Genomic DNA, 17,513 nt, shown 5'->3' on the forward strand with positions numbered 1-17,513 from the left:
GTGGACACTGAAGGAGGATATAATGTTACTGACAAAGCAAATTGCTAAGTGGGCTTCCAAACAGGGCCCGAAATTGCTATGTGGTTTAATACCCGTTTTCTTTCTTATCCTAGCGGTGTCACCGGTCAGTTTTGCTGGCGTGGATGCCATGCCACATCTACGGCTTGGTGCCGGCGCACGCTCCATCGGTTTAGGTGGTGCTTTCACGGCAATCGCCGATGATGCCACGGCAACCGTTTGGAACCCGGCAGGACTCGGCTCCGCAGCGGATTTAAGTTTCAATATTTCAACACAGCAGCTTGATCTGGATAGAAGCCATAACTTCCTGGCATTGACGAAGGCTCTTGGTTCAGCCGGGTCTATCGGGCTTGCTGTTACAAATGCAGGTGTGAGTGGTATTGAACAGTATGATGCCCAAGAACGCTATGGTGGCATGTTCGACTACAGCACAAATGCTTACTCCCTCTCTTACGGCATCGGCTTTGGAAGCTTCGGTATCGGTTTAACAGGTCGTATGTTGATGGATAGTTTCGGCGCAGACGACAGCCAGAGCGGTTTTGGTGGTGTAGATGTCGGACTGATGGGACATGCCCTGCACATAGATATGGGTGAGGAACAGGTTCCAACTTTCCATTACGGCATCGTTGCTAAATACCTCGGTGCAGCTCTCGGTGATGATACCGTGCCAATGGTGGTCAACGTTGGTTTAGCTTATGATCTCTATATGGGCAACGTGGTTACATTCGCAGCCGATATTGAGCAGGAGTTCGTCAATCTCGATCAGAGCGCGACGAGTCTAAAGCTTGGTGCTGAATATACTATTCTCACTTACAAATCTACAGGTCTTGCCATCCGTGGTGGGGTTAGAGCCTCCCGCGATGTCCAAAACCTTTTCGGTGGATTTGGTGTGAACATCGGTGGATTGCAGATTGATTATGCTATCCAAGATGGCATGGCGAGTGAACTAAACGGCGTTGGATCAACTCACTTTGCGTCCCTCTCTTATAGCTTTTAAAGGAGATAACAAATGAAAATGATAAGAGGCACACTGAAGTTGGCACTGATTCTGTACATTTGCGCAGCACTCAGTGGCGTTTACGTGTTATCTGCATCTGCGAAAATCACACCGCACGCCGGGGATGACGATACCATGCTAATCACTATCGTAAAGGGTGATACCCTCTGGGATCTCTGCCAAAAGCATCTAAAGGATCCGCTCCGGTGGCGCGAGTTGAGTAAGTACAATGATTTCACCAATCCACACCTCATCTACCCCGGCGAAAGTTTACGTATCCCTCTCGCTATGGCAAAAGATGCTCTTGATGGTGCTGAAGAAAAGCTCGTTGTGCAGCACGAGGAACTTGAAAAGTTAAAGGTGGAATTGGCCGAATCCGAAGCAGCACGGGATAAACTTGAGGCAGAAATTAAAGGTCTCAATGCGAGTATGGGTGAACTCAAGGCACAAATCATGGCTCTTGAGGCAAGTCTAAAATCACAAGAGAAGTTAATGGATGCCGTAAGCCAATCTGGTGACGCTGTCTCTGCTAGCGTTAAAGAAGCACTTGCTGCGAGCAAAGCAGCTATACTTGACCAGATTAGCCACCTTGACGAGCATATCGCAGCGTTGGATAAAATGATCAAAGAGCATAAAATGGCAGAGGAAGCAACAAGCGCAGTCATTGAATCCATCCAAGAGGACGTGAAAATGTTCTTGGCAAGCATTGAGGCTAACCAAAAGGCGATCAACGAAGTCAAGATGATGCTTGAGGATGCCAAGGGTGTACACGAGGAACTGTCCACATCCAAACGCGCTTTAGTGTTCCTGACGACTGTCGCGGCAGGTATCGGATGGTTTGCCATTAACGCCATTGGTGGACGCAGCGAATAAGCGAAACCCATCACCTTTTAGGCAGGGAAGGTGTTTCAAACACCTCCCTGCTTTTTTTATAGAATTCGCTACCGTTTAGAGGCACAGGGGATATGTCAGCAAACACCTCTAAATACCCTCAGCCTCCCTTCACTCACGCAATCAGGCTCTATGGCGATAGAGCGGGAAGTAAAGGGACATTTAGATTCGCGGGTTTCGCCTGGATACAGGACACAAAGGTCATCTTGGTGCAAGGCGATGCCCAAAGCCTAAGCAGTGCCGCAGAGTGGCGGTGTTTCCTACGCTTAACCACACTCGCGCATCGGCTCAAAAAGCCTATCATTTTGTGGAACCTACCAGTTGTGCATATCGCTACAACACAACGCCAGACTTCATTGGACTTCGCACAAGCAATTCAGAACGCTGAATTAGAACTTCTAAAACTGCCCCACCCTATTATCACAGTTTTTGATGAAACTTATAATCTTACTTATACACCTCCAGAGCTGATATGGAACGATGGGGTTGTACGTGTTGCATCATCGGATATCCAATCTTCTGCACTGGAAAAAATGAAAGTCGTGCAGCGTCCGACGGAAATCGCACCGGCAATTTTGGAACTTCTTCGTCAAGCAGAAGAGATTCCCACCACAGAATTGGTCGAAAACCGGCAAGGATCCTTGCGATTCCTCGTGGAAGGCAGAACGGAGTTCTCCTCAAATCTGCATTACAATGAGGAGACATCACATGTTTGAAGCAAAATTAAAACCCCACCTTGAAGCATTCCTTTCTGTTCTCGCTAACAAAATGGTTGCAATCGGTATTACAGCGAATATGGTGACGCTCTTCGGGCTGGTCATAAACCTCGTCGCGACCTTCTATTTCGCAACAGGTCGTCTTATCACTGGTGGGATTCTGATTCTGTTTGGGGGAAGTTTTGATATGATTGATGGCGCGGTTGCCCGTGCCCAAAGAGATCTCCGGGCATCAGGAGCACTCTTGGACTCCGTTATAGATCGCTACTCAGAAGGCTTTCTTTTCCTTGGAGCCCTCATCTATTTCTACAGCTTGGATAGTTTGTTAGGGATAATTCTCGCGTTCGGTGCCTGGTTCGGTTCAATACTTGTCAGTTACGTGAGGGCAAGAGCTGAAGGACTCCAAGTGACTTGTAAGGTAGGACTCATGCAGCGTCCCGAACGTATCATCTTATTGGGTGCTGGGACCCTGCTCCAAGGGCTACTCTGGTACAAGTTTTCAATTGTTCAAAGTACAGGAATGATTCTGCTCTGCACACTCGGTATCCTTACCCTTACCTCACACATCACTGCCATTCACCGTCTGATTTTTTCGTACCAAGAGTTGGATCGCTAACCGAGCCCGAGAAGCGATACGATATCTAAATCAAAAGGCTTTAACGCAAGGTTTGTCGCGAAGGCAAGCACAGTTACAACGAGAACCACTTTGATCCATTTTTCGCCTTTTTCGACGGCCCAATGGCTCCCAACCCATGCGCCGGTAGCATTCCCTATTGCTAAGGTTATACCTAAAGTCCAATCAACCTGCTTGTTCATGATAAAAATACCGAGCGCAAGCACGGTGTAAGCGAAGATAACCAAAACTTTAATCGCATTCGTCCGAACGAGATCAATACCTGTCAAAAGTCGCAAAGCAGTTATAACAAGTAGCCCCACACCTGCTTGAATGAAACCTCCGTAAATCCCGATGAAGAAGAATACAACCATTGCAATGACTTTAGAGCTTGTCCCGTTACTTTCAATCCTATCTTTTAGGCGTGCGGTCCGGTTCAACAATGTTAAGCTGAGCATAATCAGCATCACAGCTGCAAGGATGAATTGAAACAACGCTGCATCCGTGCCAATCGCGATTCTGGCACCTATCCCGGCACCGATAACTGCGGGGATAGCGAGTAAGATGCCATACCGAAAATTAGAGACCCCCTTACGCCGGAACCCCATAATGGCACTGAGGTTTTGAAAAAAAATAGCGACCCGGTTTGTGCCGTTTGCTAATATCGGATCGGAGGTGAGGAAAATAAGCATCGGGAGTGCCAACAACGATCCGCCGGCAGCAACTGTGTTTATGAAACCTGCGCAGATACCTGTACCAAAGAGTAAAACGGTGTGCAAGAGATTGAATTCCATTTTATTTCTCTGCTATTTCCTTTCTTTTGATGAATTGGATGATATCTGGCGATATTTCGCAAAACCGATGAGAGCAAGGGCAACAAGGTTACCGAAAACAATAGCGCTTCCGAACCCTGTAATTACCAAAAAACCGCCGATTCGGAAAATTCCATCTCCAAATGGACATTGCCAATCTAAAATGAAAATAGCCACGGCAGGAATTAGCGTGCCGAGTATGAACCCTATCCCCGCAGTGCCACCAGCAACATTCTGAAGTTTTTTTAGCATCGGTAGTTGAACTTCAAACATCTGTATTCTTTATTGTTGGCTCCGATTTTTCATTATGCGAGACCTAAGTATTTATCCCTGCCTTGCACGAGTGCTTCTATCTTTCGGTCAACCACCGAACGTTGGAGCATCCAAAAGCCGCAGTCCGGATGCACCCAACCAATACGTCCTGCGCCCAACATCTTTTCTGCAGTCTCTATGCTGGCTGCCACATCATCGGCGGTTTCAACTGGATTGACTTTCACATCAATCACACCGATACCGAGGACGATATCTGTGACCGCCTTGAGTGCCTCAAGATCTGTATCAGGACGGTGTTTCAGTTCTAAAACCAAGTGATCACACCGGAGCGTATTCAAGAAGTCGATCAAAGCACTCCAGGTCCCTTTTTGAATAACCTGACCCCCGTAGTTGCCAAAGCAGAAGTGAACCGCTTTTTCCCCGTTAAACGCATCAAGGACAATATTAATCGCCTCGGCGGCGCGGGGCGCGTCTTGGGGGTTCCCCGGTATGTTTGCCTCATCAATTTGGAGGCAGGCACAATCCAGTTCTCGCACCTGTGCCGCTAAGACTTCCGCCAAAGCGGTGAGCAATCTATCAAAGTCACCGTAATGTTTATCCAACAGCGTTCGTGCGAGCATGTAAGGACTTGTCACCGTGAATTTAATATCCTTGCCGGCAACGTCTATAGCGCGCTCACAATCAGAAACGAGATTTAACGTGCCTTCGTTCAGCGCGTCTTCAACAACTCCTGCGGGTTTTGCCCGAAACGACATCGTCTGCATCTGCCTAAATTCATGCCATTCCTGTCGTCCTACTTCTGCTCTCACACCAGAGAGCGGGCGGATGAAATAGTCAATCATCCCATTGGTATCTGGGTGGTTGGGATCAAAACGGTAGAGTTCGCCATCCGTCGGCAAATCAATGCCGCGTTGCCGCTGGATATCGACGACGACTCGTGTCGCATCGAGGAGGGTCTGTTCTGTTGGCATAGACAGAAGCCACGCTGGGACGGGATAAGACCCGACAGTTGTGGTTAAAATTTCTGGTTTTTTTGTTGTATTTTTCACAGTTTTAATTTCCGACTAACTCAAAGGATTCAAGTTCAAAAACGGTATCAATTGTCTCATCACCGCGAGTTTGCGACTGCGTAAATTTGATAATACCTACGTCCGGCGCGACCCACTTTTTCACGACAGTGATGTCAAGTGGAATGTCCTGATTTTCAATGTCGAAACCCCAACGGAATGACTCTTGAACTTGGAAGACATGTTTGAAAGTTCCAGCTGGCACGGACACTGTTTCTTCCGATATTACCTCAAATTCGTCGAGTCCACCACCGAGCGGGAAAAGTTCAGGAACCAATTGTGCTTGGAAGTTGACCTCCCATTTGTCCCCCGGTATGAGCGGGAATTGGTATAGCGGCAGATACGGCACAAACAGAATCGTATCACCTGTACCAGATGTAGTATTCTGCGCGTGCTGTATAATTGCTGAAACCTCACCTTTTTCATCCTGGCGCGTCCCGAGGTAAGAATAGTTGACAATATTCTCCAAACCCTCACCACTGCTGGACTTCTGGAGGACGAAACTCTCGATAGTTTCTCCGCCTGCTCGTTGAATCTGGATGGTATCTACGATCTCGAACGTGATCTTGGTACCGTTTGCGTCGCTGTAGTGCCAAATATTTCCTACCGCCAACGGATAATAGTCTCCCGGTCGGGTCCGCCACACTTGGATGTCAAGTGTACTTGTTGTTGTGTTTTCGCCATCGCTTACTGTAACCGCAATCTGATATTTTTTTTCAGTTTGCGGTGCTTGCCAGAGTGCACCGGATGCGTTTTCCGTTAGTTCACCGCCCGTGGTTGACCAGGTGTATGATAAAACGTGCCCTTCAAGATCTGCAGCTTCCAGACGGATTGCCACCTTTTCCCCCGGTGAAACTATATCTGATTCTGCTTCAAAGGCTAAAATCCTCGGTGCGAAGTCTGTGTGACGCGGGTCGGAACTCCCGCAACCTAACCCAACACCAATAAGCAGAAACCAGAGGATTTTCCAAGCATTTATTAGGTTTTTGATTTTCATGGTATTTCTCCCCAGATACAACTTTTTTACACAGTCGCCGTAAATTTCGGTGGCAGGTTCGCTGGGAAGTGTCTTTAGATCAATACACTCACTTTTTTCACGCGTCAAGAGGTTTCCCACGTAAAACTTCACGAGATTGCGTTTCTCCGTTTCCCGTCACATTGTAAGCGAAGGTGTTCATCAACCTATCATTCGGTGAATTATTCGGTGCCGAGCCGTGGATAATCAACGCATTAAAGAAAACACCGTCTCCGGGTTCCATTTCAACAGCGACTGCATCTTCCCGTTCTTGATAATGTCCGGGTAGGAAAACGCCAAACGTCTGATGTTTCCGTTCGTGTTCCTGCAAGCCCCAATTATGGCTGCCGGGAACAAACTGAATGCACCCATTCTCAAGGTTTGCCTCGTTAATAGCCAATTGGCAATTAATCATGACCGGTTTGTTGTTCTCATTTTTCCAATAGGCGTAATCCTGATGCCACGGGATAGATGTCCCGTCCCCGCCTGCCTTCGGAAGCAATTTGCTGTGGTAGAGCGAGATGTTTTCACCCATCAAAACTTCCAGTATATCCAGCACATCGTCAGAACGAAGCAGGCGGTTGAGCGTCGGGCTTACCAACTCGCTGTGCATTAACTGTTTGATACGCGGTGGATGATCGTCCGAATCATAAACTTCCCAAGAAATTCCAATTCCATCAGTAGGTTGTTCTGCCATACGGTTGTGTATATCTATGATTTCTTCCTGAATTAGTGCAATGTCTTCTGCAGAGACAAGCCCTTTTTTCAAGAAATAACCGTTTGTTTCATAAAACTGCTGTTCTTTATTTGTAAGTCCCATCCGATTTCTCCTTTGCCCACCGAGCGTAATCGCTGAATGGTAAAGATCCGCTTCCTAAATAGGCTGTGCATTTATAAGTATAAAGTATACAACACACTTCGAGAAAAATCAAGCGATTTACAATCTAAATTGTGCACTTCAACGAGAGTTGAGAGAAAAAAGTTTACTTTCGTCGCGAACCCTGCTAAAATATATAGAGATTGATTACGTATTATCCCTTTGCAAGGATTACCACGCTTGCAAAGCGGATTATTGCGCGCATTGTAAGTCTTAGGTATGCACTATCAAACGGAGTTAAAACTGGTATGGAGTATACACTCGAAAATTGCCAAAAACTCGTAGACGACTGGGTCCACACCTTTGGAGTCCGTTATTTTTCGGAGTTAACCAATACCACTATTCTCATGGAAGAAGTGGGGGAATTAGCCCGGATTATGGCGCGCCAATATGGGGAACAGAGTTTCAAGGAAAATGAGAAGGACTTGGACCTTGGTGAGGAAATGGCAGATATTCTTTTTGTACTTATCTGTCTTGCAAATCAAACCGGGATCAAACTTGAGGATGCATTCAAAAAGTCAATGGAGAAAAAGACGCGGCGAGATAAGGAACGGCACAGCAAAAATCCAAAACTTTTAGAAAACTGAGTGCCGGACACCGAACCGCCGAAGGAGATAGACAATGACGCTCCGTAAAATCCACATATTTTTGATTCTTATTCTCCTTTTTGTCATCGGTGGATGCGCGATTTTTCCGAAAAGTCAGCCTGCTCCACCAGTAGTCGATCCGCTGGTCGAGCGGAACCGTGAGTGGCGAGAGCAGGTTGAGACTGGTAACAACGAGTTACAACAGGGAAATCTACGAGGAGCTCTTACGGCTTACAAAGCTGCTGTTGCAATTCGTCCGGATTCCAGTGATGTACAAAGCAAAATCGCAGAGATATATTTCCAGCTTGAAGAGTACGAAAACGCACGCAATGCATTCATAACATTTTTAGTACTGGAGCCGAACAATATCACGGCTCTGAATTACGCTGGATACATCTCTGAAAAATTAGGGGACTACGCAGCAGCCGCCGAATACTATGAGCGAGTCCTTGGTGTTTCGGTGGATAACCTCTACGCCTTGAATCATCTCGGTTTAGTTTACAAGCAGCTACAACGTTTCGATCAGGCACTTGAGGTGCTCCAAAGAGCACTGTCGCTTGATCCGAGATGTGAACGCCCTGAAAGCGAAAATTTGCACAATTATTTGGGGTTAATCTACTTGGAGCGCGGTGAGATTGGGGAGGCTATTGCAGAGTTCCGAGAATCAACTCGATTATTTCCAACCGATGTTTGGGCGAGAGAACAACTCGCTGCAATCTATGAAGACCAACAGCGTTACTTTGAGGCGCAGCTTCAATACAAACAACTCTTAGACATTGCTCCAGACAATCTGCTCGCCTTGACACGGCTTCAAACACTCGCCCAACAGAATTTTAGTTCAACGCAGATTGTTGATGTCCAGCCTGTTACCCTCCTGCATCCAGACGTTGAGCATATCATCGCGAACGCGCCGGACGCAAACGATTATCCTGACGCTGATACCCTTGTTCTATTTAACCATTTCAGTCACGATATTTTGCCGACAGGCCAGTCGCGCTATACGACACATCAAGTCGTTAAAATTCTTACCGAAAGAGGCATCCAAAAATATGGGGATATTGCCATCCCTTACCAACCCGCTGCGCAAAATATAAGTGTTAACATAGCGAGAACAATGACGGCAGACGGCAGGGTGCTGCAACCGCCTGAAGAGGCATTTAATGACGTAACGCCCCCGGGGTTATTGGCACAAAACCTCTATTCCGACGCGATGTGGAAAGTGATTTCTATGGTGGGGCTTGCACCGGGAGTTTGCGTTGAATATCAGGTAACGCTTGAAGATAAACTGCCTGGCGGCGAGACATGGATTACGGGGGGATACAATTTTCAGGCAACGGAGGCAACCCTTGAAACGAGTTATGCACTTCGGATACCTAAAACGTGGCACCTTCAGTGGAAGATTGCCAACGCGATGTCAGGCACAACGCCACAAAAACCTGAAGTGTCTTACACAGAAAATGATACCGTTGTCTATATCTGGAAATATGGCGAAACACCTGCGCTGACAGCAGAAGAAGGTATGCCCCATATCAACGATGTCGTTCCACGCCTGCGTTATTCATCGATTGCAGACTGGAACAACGTTTACGCTTGGTATAAAGAGCTCGCGAAGGGGAGATACACACCGGATACTCACATTGAGGAAAAAGTCCAGCAGCTAACCAAAAATCTAACAACGGAAGCCGCGAAAATACGCGCCATCTACCATTTTGTTGCCGCAAAAATTCGTTACGTGGGTATTGAACTCGGTCAGAGTGCTTACCAACCCTCACCTGCCATCGAAGTTTTTCAGATGCAATACGGCGACTGTAAAGACAAGACAACGCTTCTGATTTCAATGCTGGATCTCGTCGGCATCAAAGCCTATCCTGTTCTGATTAGTGTCTCACCATACGAACGCGTTGATACGGAACTTCCATCACTCAATCAGTTTAATCACATGGTTGCTGCAATCCCGACAGCGGACAACACCTATATCTGGTTAGATCCCACCTCGTCAACTTGTAGTTACGGCGACCTGCCTTATAATGTACAAGGACGCATGGGATTTCTCATTACCGATACACATGGTGAGTTTGTGGAGACACCTATTTTCCCATCTGAATCCAATAGGCTTGTAAGCGCAACAGATTTGACGCTGAACAACCAAGGCACCGTGGAGGGAACACTCCATATTCAAACAAGTGGGCAATATAACCTAAACACCCGCTGGGCATACCAACAGATACAATCCGGTGCTTTGAAAGGTACTTTGGCGGCTGAACTCAGCGGGCAATTTCCGGGGATCCAGATAGAGTGGTATGACATGTCTGACCTCAACGAGCTTAACGAACCCGTAGAAATCAGACTCGGTTTTCGTGTTGAGAATTACGCAACACCTTTGGAAAACAGTATGTTATTGCCCTTACCAATTGATGAGTTCGGGGAGTATGCTGAAGCGTTTGCTAAGGAGGAACGTATGTATTCGTTGGATTTCGGTTATCCAACGCAAATTGAAAAGACGGTTCGTATCCGCATTCCAGACGGATGGAAGGCTGCCGTGCCGGAAGATAGCCATCATACTATAGAAAGTGCGGAATTCACTCGGCAGTACCGACAGATTGATAACATTCTCACTTACCAGTTAATATTTACTCTTAAGAACAGAATCCTACCAGCTGCTGCTTACGCTGAGGCGAAACCGTTTTTTACTGCGCTTGCGAGTGAGGATGGGAGCCACTTGCTGCTAAATACAAGTGGCTATAGTTCTATGTCCCGAAAATAAGGGCTGCTCGGTTTTCCCTATGTTCAAGCGTAGCGTTAACCCTTGACGTACTTCCAACCATCGACTATGACAGGAAGCCCACGAATTAGACACATAGCGACAGTTATAGCAGATAGGATTACGCCCGCCAATTCCAATCCGACAACTAATTCCGGATAGACACCGGAATTTTTGAAGGCAATAACGCTACCGAGATAGATAAAAGCAATAGTTTTCGTGATGCCGTAGACACTTCGGCTCAATCTCGAACTCGTGAGTGCGCGCGTCCATTTAGAGGTCATCATCGTGTTTTCACCGAAGGCAGTTTTGCCTTGCGCAAAGGCCGCACTCCGCAAGCCATCTGTAAAGAAGCCACGTGCAATCACGACGGCTGGTATCCAGAACGGTATCAACCCAACAACGGCGAAATAAACCCAGAAAATGCATTCGACAATTCGGTCGCCAACGATGTCAAATAGGGCACCAAAATCGGATGTTTGGTTCAGTTTACGGGCAACATAGCCGTCAACTGCATCGAGGAACAGAATTAAGCCGATCAGCGCGACGAGTAAAATATCTAAATAAAGGTGATGCCCAAAGAGGGAAATCACAACGAAAACCAGAATCAGGCGGAAGAGTGTAATCAAATTCGCAATCATGATTTTACCTCCAAGAATGTATGAGGCATTTTATCTGCTTTTATAAAGGCTGTATATTTTCAGGCTAAGCGTCACTCTTTTAATGGTAACATACTAAACCTTCAAAAACAACATCAATTTTGCAAACGAAAGGGGTATTTATTTGATGAACGAGAATAAAAAACCTAACATGGTCCTTATCTTGAACGACGATATGGGTTTTTCCGACTTAGGCTGCTACGGTGGCGAAGTCCAAACGCCACATCTGGATCGGCTTGCAGCCGATGGGCTTCGGTTTACACAGTTCTACAACACGGCTCGCTGCTGTCCGTCCCGTGCGTCTATGCTTACTGGACTACACCCACACCAAACAGGCGTGGGACACATGATGGGTGACGATGGACTTGAAGGTTATCGCGGAGACCTTAATGACCGTTGTATAACTATTGCTGATGCCGTCCGTTCAGAAGGCTACGGCACGTACATGAGCGGTAAATGGCATATCTCTCGACATACCGGTGCTGATGGACCCAAACATAGTTGGCCCTGTCAGCGTGGATTTGACGAATACTATGGGATTATCACGGGTGCCGCGAATTTCTGGAAACCGAACACTCTGACGCGAAACAACACCCGCATCCAACACGATGAACTCCCGGAAGGCTACTTCTTCACAGACGCTGTCAGCGATGAAGCAGCGACATTTATCCGTAATCATACTGAGAAAACACCTGATCGCCCATTCTTTACATACGTTGCTTACACGGCACCGCATTGGCCCCTGCACGCGCATGAAGAGGACATTGCACTCTACAATGGACGTTTTGCTGCTGGATGGGATGAACTTCGGGAAGAGAGACTCTCTCGGATGCGAGAAATGAAGATTTTAGATGAGGCGTGGCAGCTTACCGCGCGTGATCCGTCGCAGCCCCCGTGGAGCGAGGCGCAATACAAAGCGTGGAATCAACGCCGCATGGAGGTCTACGCTGCACAGATCACCCGTATGGATGCGGGCATTGGACAGATTATCGACACATTGGAAGAGACAGGTGAACTTGACAACACGCTAATCCTATTTTTAGCTGATAACGGTGGTTGTGCTGAGGAGCTCGGTGGTCCTCCAGCGAGGCGCGACGCGGGTTCACTCATTAGTACCGAGACAACTTCCGATGGACAACCTGTCTATCGTGGGAACGACCCAAGTATTATGCCTGGTCCCGAAAACACCTATCAGAGTTACGGCGTTCCGTGGGCGAACCTTTCCAATACACCGTTCCGTGAATACAAGCATTGGGTGCACGAAGGCGGTATCGCTACACCGCTCATCGCGCATTGGCCGGATGCCATAAAGTCTGAAGGCGAACTACGCCATCAGCCCGGTCAACTACCGGATATCATGGCGACATGCCTTGAAGTCTCAGGCGCAACTTACCCCGAAGAACACAACGGACTGTTTAACACGAGGGCAATTCTGCCATTAGAAGGGACAAGTTTAGTGCCGATTTTCGATGATAAAGACAACGGTAAAGAGGTGCTTTATTGGGAGCATGAAGGCAACTGCGCTATCCGGCAAGGGAAATGGAAATTGGTCTGCAAATTCCCCGGTGATTGGGAACTCTATGATGTGGAAGCGGAACGAACAGAGATTAACAACCTCGCCGACAAACATCCGCAAAAAGTAAAGGAACTTACAGGACTTTACCAAGACTGGGCAGATCGCTGTTTTATCTATCCGTGGGATAAACTCCAGGAACAACGGAGACAACAACGGCAGCAGCGGTAAATGTTTAGACAGGTCACCATGCCTAACTGTTATCGTTTAGACACGGTGACCACCTCCTGCAAAGCGACTTAACTACACGCCAACATCTTCAAACAGACCGGTGTCGGCACTTCTGCTACATCGCCTGTTGCGTTCAATTCGCCAGTTTCAGCGTCAATTGCGAACGTGACGACCGTATCTGTCTGCTGATTGGCAGCAAAGAGAAAGGTCCCCTCCGGATTCAGTCCAAAGTTCCGCGGTGCCTGTCCTTGTGTTGATTCATGACCGATGGAACTGAGCATCCCCGTTTCTTCATCAATCGCGCAGATAGCAATACTATCATGCCCACGGTTTGAACCATACAAGAACTTCCCAGAAGGATGGACGTGAATATCAGCGCAATGGCTGGTGCCATCAAAATCATCGGGAAGGGTGGGGATTGTCTGAAATTCAGTGAGTGTTTCTGCACTCGCGTCATACCGGAAAGCGGTGAAGGTAGAATCTATCTCGTTAATCACGTACGCGTATTGCTTATTCGGATGAAAATCGAAATGACGGGGGCCCGCGCCGGGCTGCACCCGTACCCACGGCTGCGTATTAGGCGTAAGCGTCCCATTTTTCGCATCCAATTGATAGATGAGTACTTTATCAAGCCCCAAATCGGGTGAGAAGGCGTACCGATTGCCCGGATCGATCATAATTGCATGCGCGTGGGGTTCCATCTGCCGCTGTGGATTAACACTGGATCCCTGATGCTGAACGAAGTCAGAGGCTTCGCTGAGTCTACCATCCGCCCCTATCAGGAAAGCAGTAACACTTCCACCGCCATAATTCGCCACGAGTAAACATTTACCAGTAGCATCTACACTCAGATGACACGGGGCACCACCGCCAGTTGCTTGCTGGTTGAGATAACTAAGTTCCCCTGTTTCTTTGTGAATATAAAATGCCGTGACCGCGCCGCTATCTTTGCCTTCAAACTCACCAAGTTCGTTGACAGCAAAGAGATACTGTCCACTTGGGTGTATCTCCAAAAAAGAGGGATTTTCAACGCCTGTTATCTTGCTACTGTATTCCAAGCCGCCAGTCGCGCCATCCAAGCGGTAGACATAAATCCCTTCGCTGTTTCCATGCGTGTAGGTGCCAACATAAACGAAATAGTCCTGGCTATTCTGTTGCGCCATTATCAATAATCTCCTTACGAAATTTTTAGATGAATCGTTCTCTCTTCACTTTCACGATAACCAATGCGAATCGCTTTCGCTCTTATGCTTATTTCGCCCTTTGGTAGACGTAGTGGATCGGTATACAGCTGCCAATGAGGCTCCTCTCCTTGCTCCGTTGTGTAGGCAATAGATGCCCCTTGCGTGGAGCAGTGAAGTTGTAAAACAAGCGGAGCTACCCATTCACTCACCCTATGCGCGACCTCTGTGCCGGGATGTTCGGCGTTAATTGGAATAAAAATCGGAGCTGCCGTTTGTGGCTGTGTACCATCAGGGTACCACGTTGCAACCATCTGCTCTTCGGGTATATTTCCCATGTCTCCAAATTCGGACTGCCACCCTGTTAATGCGCCGCGCATCCGTTCCAGTACATCTTGATGTTCAGGGTCCGCTGCTAAATTGTTGAGTTCATATCGGTCGTTTTCGGTATCATAGAGTTCTTCAGCGGGGCGTGGGGAACGGAACATCACCGCTTGATCGCCCTCCAATTCGCCTGCTGCATATAACCGCCACATCTCCTGCATGACTGGGTGCCGATTGCGATAGGGGATCCAGAGGAGATACGGTTTTTCGGGATAATAATTTTTGAGGTATTTATACCGTTTATCACGAACAGCGCGGACCATATCGTAGGATTCATCGTAGCGGTCGCGCGTCGCAAAAATATAGTCGCGTTCAATCGTCTGTGGACCGAGGAAAGGCTGTCCCTGCAGATGTTCCGGTGCCTGCACGCCACAGAGCGAAAGCACCGTTGGCCCGAGGTCAATCAGACTCACCAGCTGTTCTGTGGCACTGCCGGGACTCAGCGTGCCGGGCCAGCGGACAATCAACGGTATACGGATGCCAGCGTCATAGGGCCACCGTTTTCCACGCGGGAGCCCTTCACCGTGATCGCTCCAGAGGAAGACGATGGTATTCTCTGCAAGCCCATCCTCCTCCAACTGATCCAACAGTTCACCGACGCGTGCATCGGCAGTTGCAAGATTATCGTATTGGCGCGCTAACGCCTGCCTCGCTTTCGGCGTGTTGGGTAGGTAAGGGGGTAACTGCACATCATCTGGATTCGTGGTTGTGGTCAACGGACGATCCTCGCGTTCCCACATCCCGCTTTCATGCGTAACGCCCGGATTGAAAACGGAGAAGAAAGGCTGTCCCGTTTCACGATTTCGCCAATGCGCGGTGTTGTTAGTCTCATCCCATGCTGTGATTGGCGGTGTGAACTGATAATCGGTTTTGCTATTGTTCGTGCAGTAATAGCCCGCGCCTCTGAGATATTCGGTGAATGTTTTGACGTAAGGCGGCGGCACAGCGGAATACGGTGTTGGCATATCAGGCGTGTTTTGGTTCGTATGTGTCGTCCGCATGTGGTGTGTACCGATAGAGGTCTGGTACATGCCGGTGATGATTGCGGAACGGCTGGGTGCACAGACACCAGCGGTCGAAAACGCATTCGGAAACCGACATCCGCCTGCAGCGAGGCGATCAATATTTGGCGTGCGGGCGATTGGGTCTCCGTAACAACCGAATCGCGGTGTTGTATCCTCTAAAGATATCCAAAGAATGTTCGGGCGATCTGGTGTGTTCATTATGACTCCCTATTTTTGACAAGATTATACCTCAAACAGCGGTTTAAGTCAATAAGGTCGTCCAAGCATTCAGGGGGCATTTAGTTGTCTAAAACTGTGAATTTTAGAGATTTTTCGTCGCTCTCTTTGTACCCGATCCGAATTGCTTTTGCTCTTATAACGGTTTCGCCTTTCGGTAAACGCAAAGGTTCTGTATACAACTGCCATCGGACATCTTGACCTTGTTCGGTTGTATACGCAATTGAGGCACCTTGTGTTGAACAGTAGAGTTGCAGAAGCAGCGGTGCGTCCCATTCTCCATCTTCATGAGCAGGCTCCACGCCGGAGTTAGACGCGTTAATCGGAATGAAAAGTGGTGATGCCGTTTGTGGTTGGGTGCCATTAGGATACCATGTCGCCACCATTTCTTCTTCAGATATATTCCCCATATCCCCGAATTCCGTTTGCCATCCTGTCAACGTTTCTTGCATCCGTTTAAGCACATTTGCGTATGCTGCATTCTCTGCTAAGTTGTTGAGTTCATACGTGTCATTTTCCACATCATAGAGTTCTTCAGTGGGGCACGGTGATTGGAACATGACCAATTGGTCTCCCTCTAATTTGCCTTCGGTATGAAGTCGCCACATCTCCTGCATCACGGGATGGCTATTGCGGTAAGGATCCCAGTGGAGATACGATTTTTCGGGATAATAATTTCGGATGTATTTATACTTTTTATCGCGTACAGCACGCAACATGTGATACGATAAATCAAGGCGGTCGCGCGTCGCAAAAATATATTCACGTTCTACTTTTTGTGGTCCAAGGAAGGGTTGCCCTTGTAGGTGCTGCGGTGCTTGAACGTCACATAACGAAAGCACAGTGGGACCGAGGTCAATCAAACTCACCAATTGATCACTTTCACTGCCTGGATTAAGTTCTTCGTGCCAACGCACAATCAACGGAATTCGGATCCCCGCATCATAGGGCCAACGTTTACCGCGTGGGAGTCCTTCACCGTGATCGCTCCAGAGAAAAACAATAGTATTCTCTGCAAGTCCATCTTCTTCGAGTTGATCTAACAACTCTCCGACACGTGCATCAGCAGTGGCGAGGTTATCGTACTGTCGAGCCAATGCGGCACGAGCTTTAGGTGTATCTGGTAAATAAGGAGGTAATTCCACGTCATCTGGGTTCGTAGTCAGTGGACGATCTTCCCTTTCCCACATACCGCTTTCGTGTGTAACGATTGGGTTAAAAACGGAAAAGAAGGGTTGCCCTTCCGCACGATTTCGCCAGTGCCCTTGATTGCTATTGTCATCCCACGCTGTGATAGGTGGTGTAAACTGGTAGTCTGTTTTACTATTGTTGGTGCAATAATAGCCTGCCCCTCTCAGGTATTCGGTGAAGGTTTTCACATAAGGTGGCGGAACAACAGAATACGGCGTAGGTAGGTCAGGTGTACTTTCGTGTGTATGCGTTGTCCGATGGTGATGTGTTCCAATGGAAGTCTGATACATACCGGTGATAATAGCGGAACGACTTGGTGAACAGACACCGGCTGTTGAAAAGGCATTTGGAAACCGACATCCACCTGCAGCGAGGCGGTCAATATTTGGGGTACGGGCGATGAGGTCGCCATAGCAACCGAAACGCGGCGTTGTATCTTCTAAAGATATCCAAAGGATATTCGGACGATCTGGTGTGCTCATTCTT

Annotated in this window: 16 protein-coding genes; 7 read left to right on the forward strand and 9 right to left on the reverse strand. The window is 48.0% G+C overall.

Annotated elements, in window-relative coordinates; translation table 11 throughout:
• Nucleotides 1-22: 22 nt before the first annotated feature.
• The 4 genes from OXH39_20120 to OXH39_20135 all read left to right on the forward strand — a co-directional run bounded on the left by OXH39_20120 (nucleotide 23) and on the right by OXH39_20135 (nucleotide 3,238).
• On the forward strand, nucleotides 23-1,015 hold the full coding sequence (locus OXH39_20120) for a hypothetical protein (protein MCY3552771.1): 993 nt from the start codon (nucleotides 23-25) through the stop codon (nucleotides 1,013-1,015).
• Nucleotides 1,016-1,027: 12 nt separating this feature from the next.
• Nucleotides 1,028-1,888 (forward strand): LysM peptidoglycan-binding domain-containing protein, encoded by an 861-nt coding sequence (locus tag OXH39_20125; protein ID MCY3552772.1) that lies wholly within the window; start codon nucleotides 1,028-1,030, stop codon nucleotides 1,886-1,888.
• Between the two features lie 92 nt (nucleotides 1,889-1,980).
• On the forward strand, nucleotides 1,981-2,622 hold the full coding sequence (locus tag OXH39_20130) for a hypothetical protein (protein ID MCY3552773.1): 642 nt from the start codon (nucleotides 1,981-1,983) through the stop codon (nucleotides 2,620-2,622).
• Nucleotides 2,615-3,238, forward strand: coding sequence for a CDP-alcohol phosphatidyltransferase family protein (locus OXH39_20135; GenBank protein ID MCY3552774.1), 624 nt, complete (start codon nucleotides 2,615-2,617; stop codon nucleotides 3,236-3,238). Before OXH39_20130 ends, OXH39_20135 begins: the two co-directional genes overlap by 8 nt.
• Here the strand turns inward: OXH39_20135 and OXH39_20140 are convergent.
• From OXH39_20140 to OXH39_20160, 5 genes are all read right to left on the reverse strand, one after another.
• Entirely contained in the window at nucleotides 3,235-4,029 is a 795-nt protein-coding gene (locus tag OXH39_20140) for a sulfite exporter TauE/SafE family protein (protein ID MCY3552775.1), read from the reverse strand. The genes OXH39_20135 and OXH39_20140 overlap by 4 nt on opposite strands.
• A 12-nt stretch (nucleotides 4,030-4,041) precedes the next feature.
• The gene (locus OXH39_20145) at nucleotides 4,042-4,320 is read right to left on the reverse strand and encodes a hypothetical protein (protein ID MCY3552776.1); all 279 of its coding nucleotides are present in this window, start codon (nucleotides 4,318-4,320) and stop codon (nucleotides 4,042-4,044) included.
• Between the two features lie 32 nt (nucleotides 4,321-4,352).
• Nucleotides 4,353-5,369 carry a cobalamin-independent methionine synthase II family protein gene (locus OXH39_20150; GenBank protein MCY3552777.1) on the reverse strand — a complete coding sequence of 339 codons (1,017 nt, stop codon included), beginning with the start codon at nucleotides 5,367-5,369 and terminating at the stop codon, nucleotides 4,353-4,355.
• 4 nt (nucleotides 5,370-5,373) lie between these two features.
• Complete coding sequence (locus OXH39_20155) at nucleotides 5,374-6,384, reverse strand: hypothetical protein (protein MCY3552778.1); 1,011 nt, start codon at nucleotides 6,382-6,384, stop codon at nucleotides 5,374-5,376.
• Nucleotides 6,385-6,481: 97 nt separating this feature from the next.
• Nucleotides 6,482-7,222: a phytanoyl-CoA dioxygenase family protein gene (locus OXH39_20160; GenBank protein MCY3552779.1), complete on the reverse strand. Its 741-nt coding sequence runs from the start codon at nucleotides 7,220-7,222 to the stop codon at nucleotides 6,482-6,484.
• A gap of 305 nt (nucleotides 7,223-7,527) precedes the next feature.
• Here OXH39_20160 and OXH39_20165 point away from each other — a divergent pair, with 305 nt between their 5' ends.
• Both OXH39_20165 and OXH39_20170 read left to right on the forward strand, forming a co-directional pair.
• Entirely contained in the window at nucleotides 7,528-7,866 is a 339-nt protein-coding gene (locus OXH39_20165) for a nucleotide pyrophosphohydrolase (GenBank protein ID MCY3552780.1), read from the forward strand.
• Nucleotides 7,867-7,900: 34 nt separating this feature from the next.
• Nucleotides 7,901-10,630 (forward strand): DUF3857 domain-containing protein, encoded by a 2,730-nt coding sequence (locus OXH39_20170; protein ID MCY3552781.1) that lies wholly within the window; start codon nucleotides 7,901-7,903, stop codon nucleotides 10,628-10,630.
• A gap of 35 nt (nucleotides 10,631-10,665) precedes the next feature.
• Here the strand turns inward: OXH39_20170 and OXH39_20175 are convergent, their stop codons facing one another.
• Nucleotides 10,666-11,268, reverse strand: coding sequence for a CDP-alcohol phosphatidyltransferase family protein (locus OXH39_20175; GenBank protein MCY3552782.1), 603 nt, complete (start codon nucleotides 11,266-11,268; stop codon nucleotides 10,666-10,668).
• Nucleotides 11,269-11,413: 145 nt separating this feature from the next.
• On the opposite strand from OXH39_20175, the gene OXH39_20180 reads away from it, so the two are divergent.
• On the forward strand, nucleotides 11,414-13,030 hold the full coding sequence (locus tag OXH39_20180; GenBank protein ID MCY3552783.1) for an arylsulfatase: 1,617 nt from the start codon (nucleotides 11,414-11,416) through the stop codon (nucleotides 13,028-13,030).
• Between the two features lie 68 nt (nucleotides 13,031-13,098).
• Here OXH39_20180 and OXH39_20185 read toward each other — a convergent pair whose 3' ends face one another.
• From OXH39_20185 to OXH39_20195, 3 genes are all read right to left on the reverse strand, one after another.
• Nucleotides 13,099-14,193, reverse strand: coding sequence for a lactonase family protein (locus tag OXH39_20185; protein ID MCY3552784.1), 1,095 nt, complete (start codon nucleotides 14,191-14,193; stop codon nucleotides 13,099-13,101).
• A 14-nt stretch (nucleotides 14,194-14,207) separates the two neighbouring features.
• On the reverse strand, nucleotides 14,208-15,818 hold the full coding sequence (locus tag OXH39_20190; GenBank protein ID MCY3552785.1) for a sulfatase-like hydrolase/transferase: 1,611 nt from the start codon (nucleotides 15,816-15,818) through the stop codon (nucleotides 14,208-14,210).
• 80 nt (nucleotides 15,819-15,898) lie between these two features.
• A complete protein-coding gene (locus tag OXH39_20195) occupies nucleotides 15,899-17,509 on the reverse strand; it encodes a sulfatase-like hydrolase/transferase (protein ID MCY3552786.1) in 1,611 nt (536 codons plus the stop codon).
• Between the last annotated feature and the right edge of the window lie 4 nt (nucleotides 17,510-17,513).

It is taken from the genome of Candidatus Poribacteria bacterium (genome assembly GCA_026702755.1).
GTDB lineage: Bacteria > Poribacteria > WGA-4E > WGA-4E > WGA-3G > WGA-3G.

Bases quoted from the DNA above. Each gene is read 5' to 3' on its own strand.
- OXH39_20120 (MCY3552771.1), top strand. From the start codon at position 23: ATGTTACTGACAAAGCAAATTGCTAAGTGGGCTTCCAAACAGGGCCCG.
- OXH39_20125 (MCY3552772.1), top strand. From the start codon at position 1,028: ATGAAAATGATAAGAGGCACACTGAAGTTGGCACTGATTCTGTACATT.
- OXH39_20130 (MCY3552773.1), top strand. From the start codon at position 1,981: ATGTCAGCAAACACCTCTAAATACCCTCAGCCTCCCTTCACTCACGCA.
- OXH39_20135 (MCY3552774.1), top strand. From the start codon at position 2,615: ATGTTTGAAGCAAAATTAAAACCCCACCTTGAAGCATTCCTTTCTGTT.
- OXH39_20140 (MCY3552775.1), bottom strand. From the start codon at position 4,029: ATGGAATTCAATCTCTTGCACACCGTTTTACTCTTTGGTACAGGTATC.
- OXH39_20145 (MCY3552776.1), bottom strand. From the start codon at position 4,320: ATGTTTGAAGTTCAACTACCGATGCTAAAAAAACTTCAGAATGTTGCT.
- OXH39_20155 (MCY3552778.1), bottom strand. From the start codon at position 6,384: ATGAAAATCAAAAACCTAATAAATGCTTGGAAAATCCTCTGGTTTCTG.
- OXH39_20160 (MCY3552779.1), bottom strand. From the start codon at position 7,222: ATGGGACTTACAAATAAAGAACAGCAGTTTTATGAAACAAACGGTTAT.
- OXH39_20165 (MCY3552780.1), top strand. From the start codon at position 7,528: ATGGAGTATACACTCGAAAATTGCCAAAAACTCGTAGACGACTGGGTC.
- OXH39_20170 (MCY3552781.1), top strand. From the start codon at position 7,901: ATGACGCTCCGTAAAATCCACATATTTTTGATTCTTATTCTCCTTTTT.
- OXH39_20175 (MCY3552782.1), bottom strand. From the start codon at position 11,268: ATGATTGCGAATTTGATTACACTCTTCCGCCTGATTCTGGTTTTCGTT.
- OXH39_20180 (MCY3552783.1), top strand. From the start codon at position 11,414: ATGAACGAGAATAAAAAACCTAACATGGTCCTTATCTTGAACGACGAT.
- OXH39_20185 (MCY3552784.1), bottom strand. From the start codon at position 14,193: ATGGCGCAACAGAATAGCCAGGACTATTTCGTTTATGTTGGCACCTAC.
- OXH39_20190 (MCY3552785.1), bottom strand. From the start codon at position 15,818: ATGAACACACCAGATCGCCCGAACATTCTTTGGATATCTTTAGAGGAT.
- OXH39_20195 (MCY3552786.1), bottom strand. From the start codon at position 17,509: ATGAGCACACCAGATCGTCCGAATATCCTTTGGATATCTTTAGAAGAT.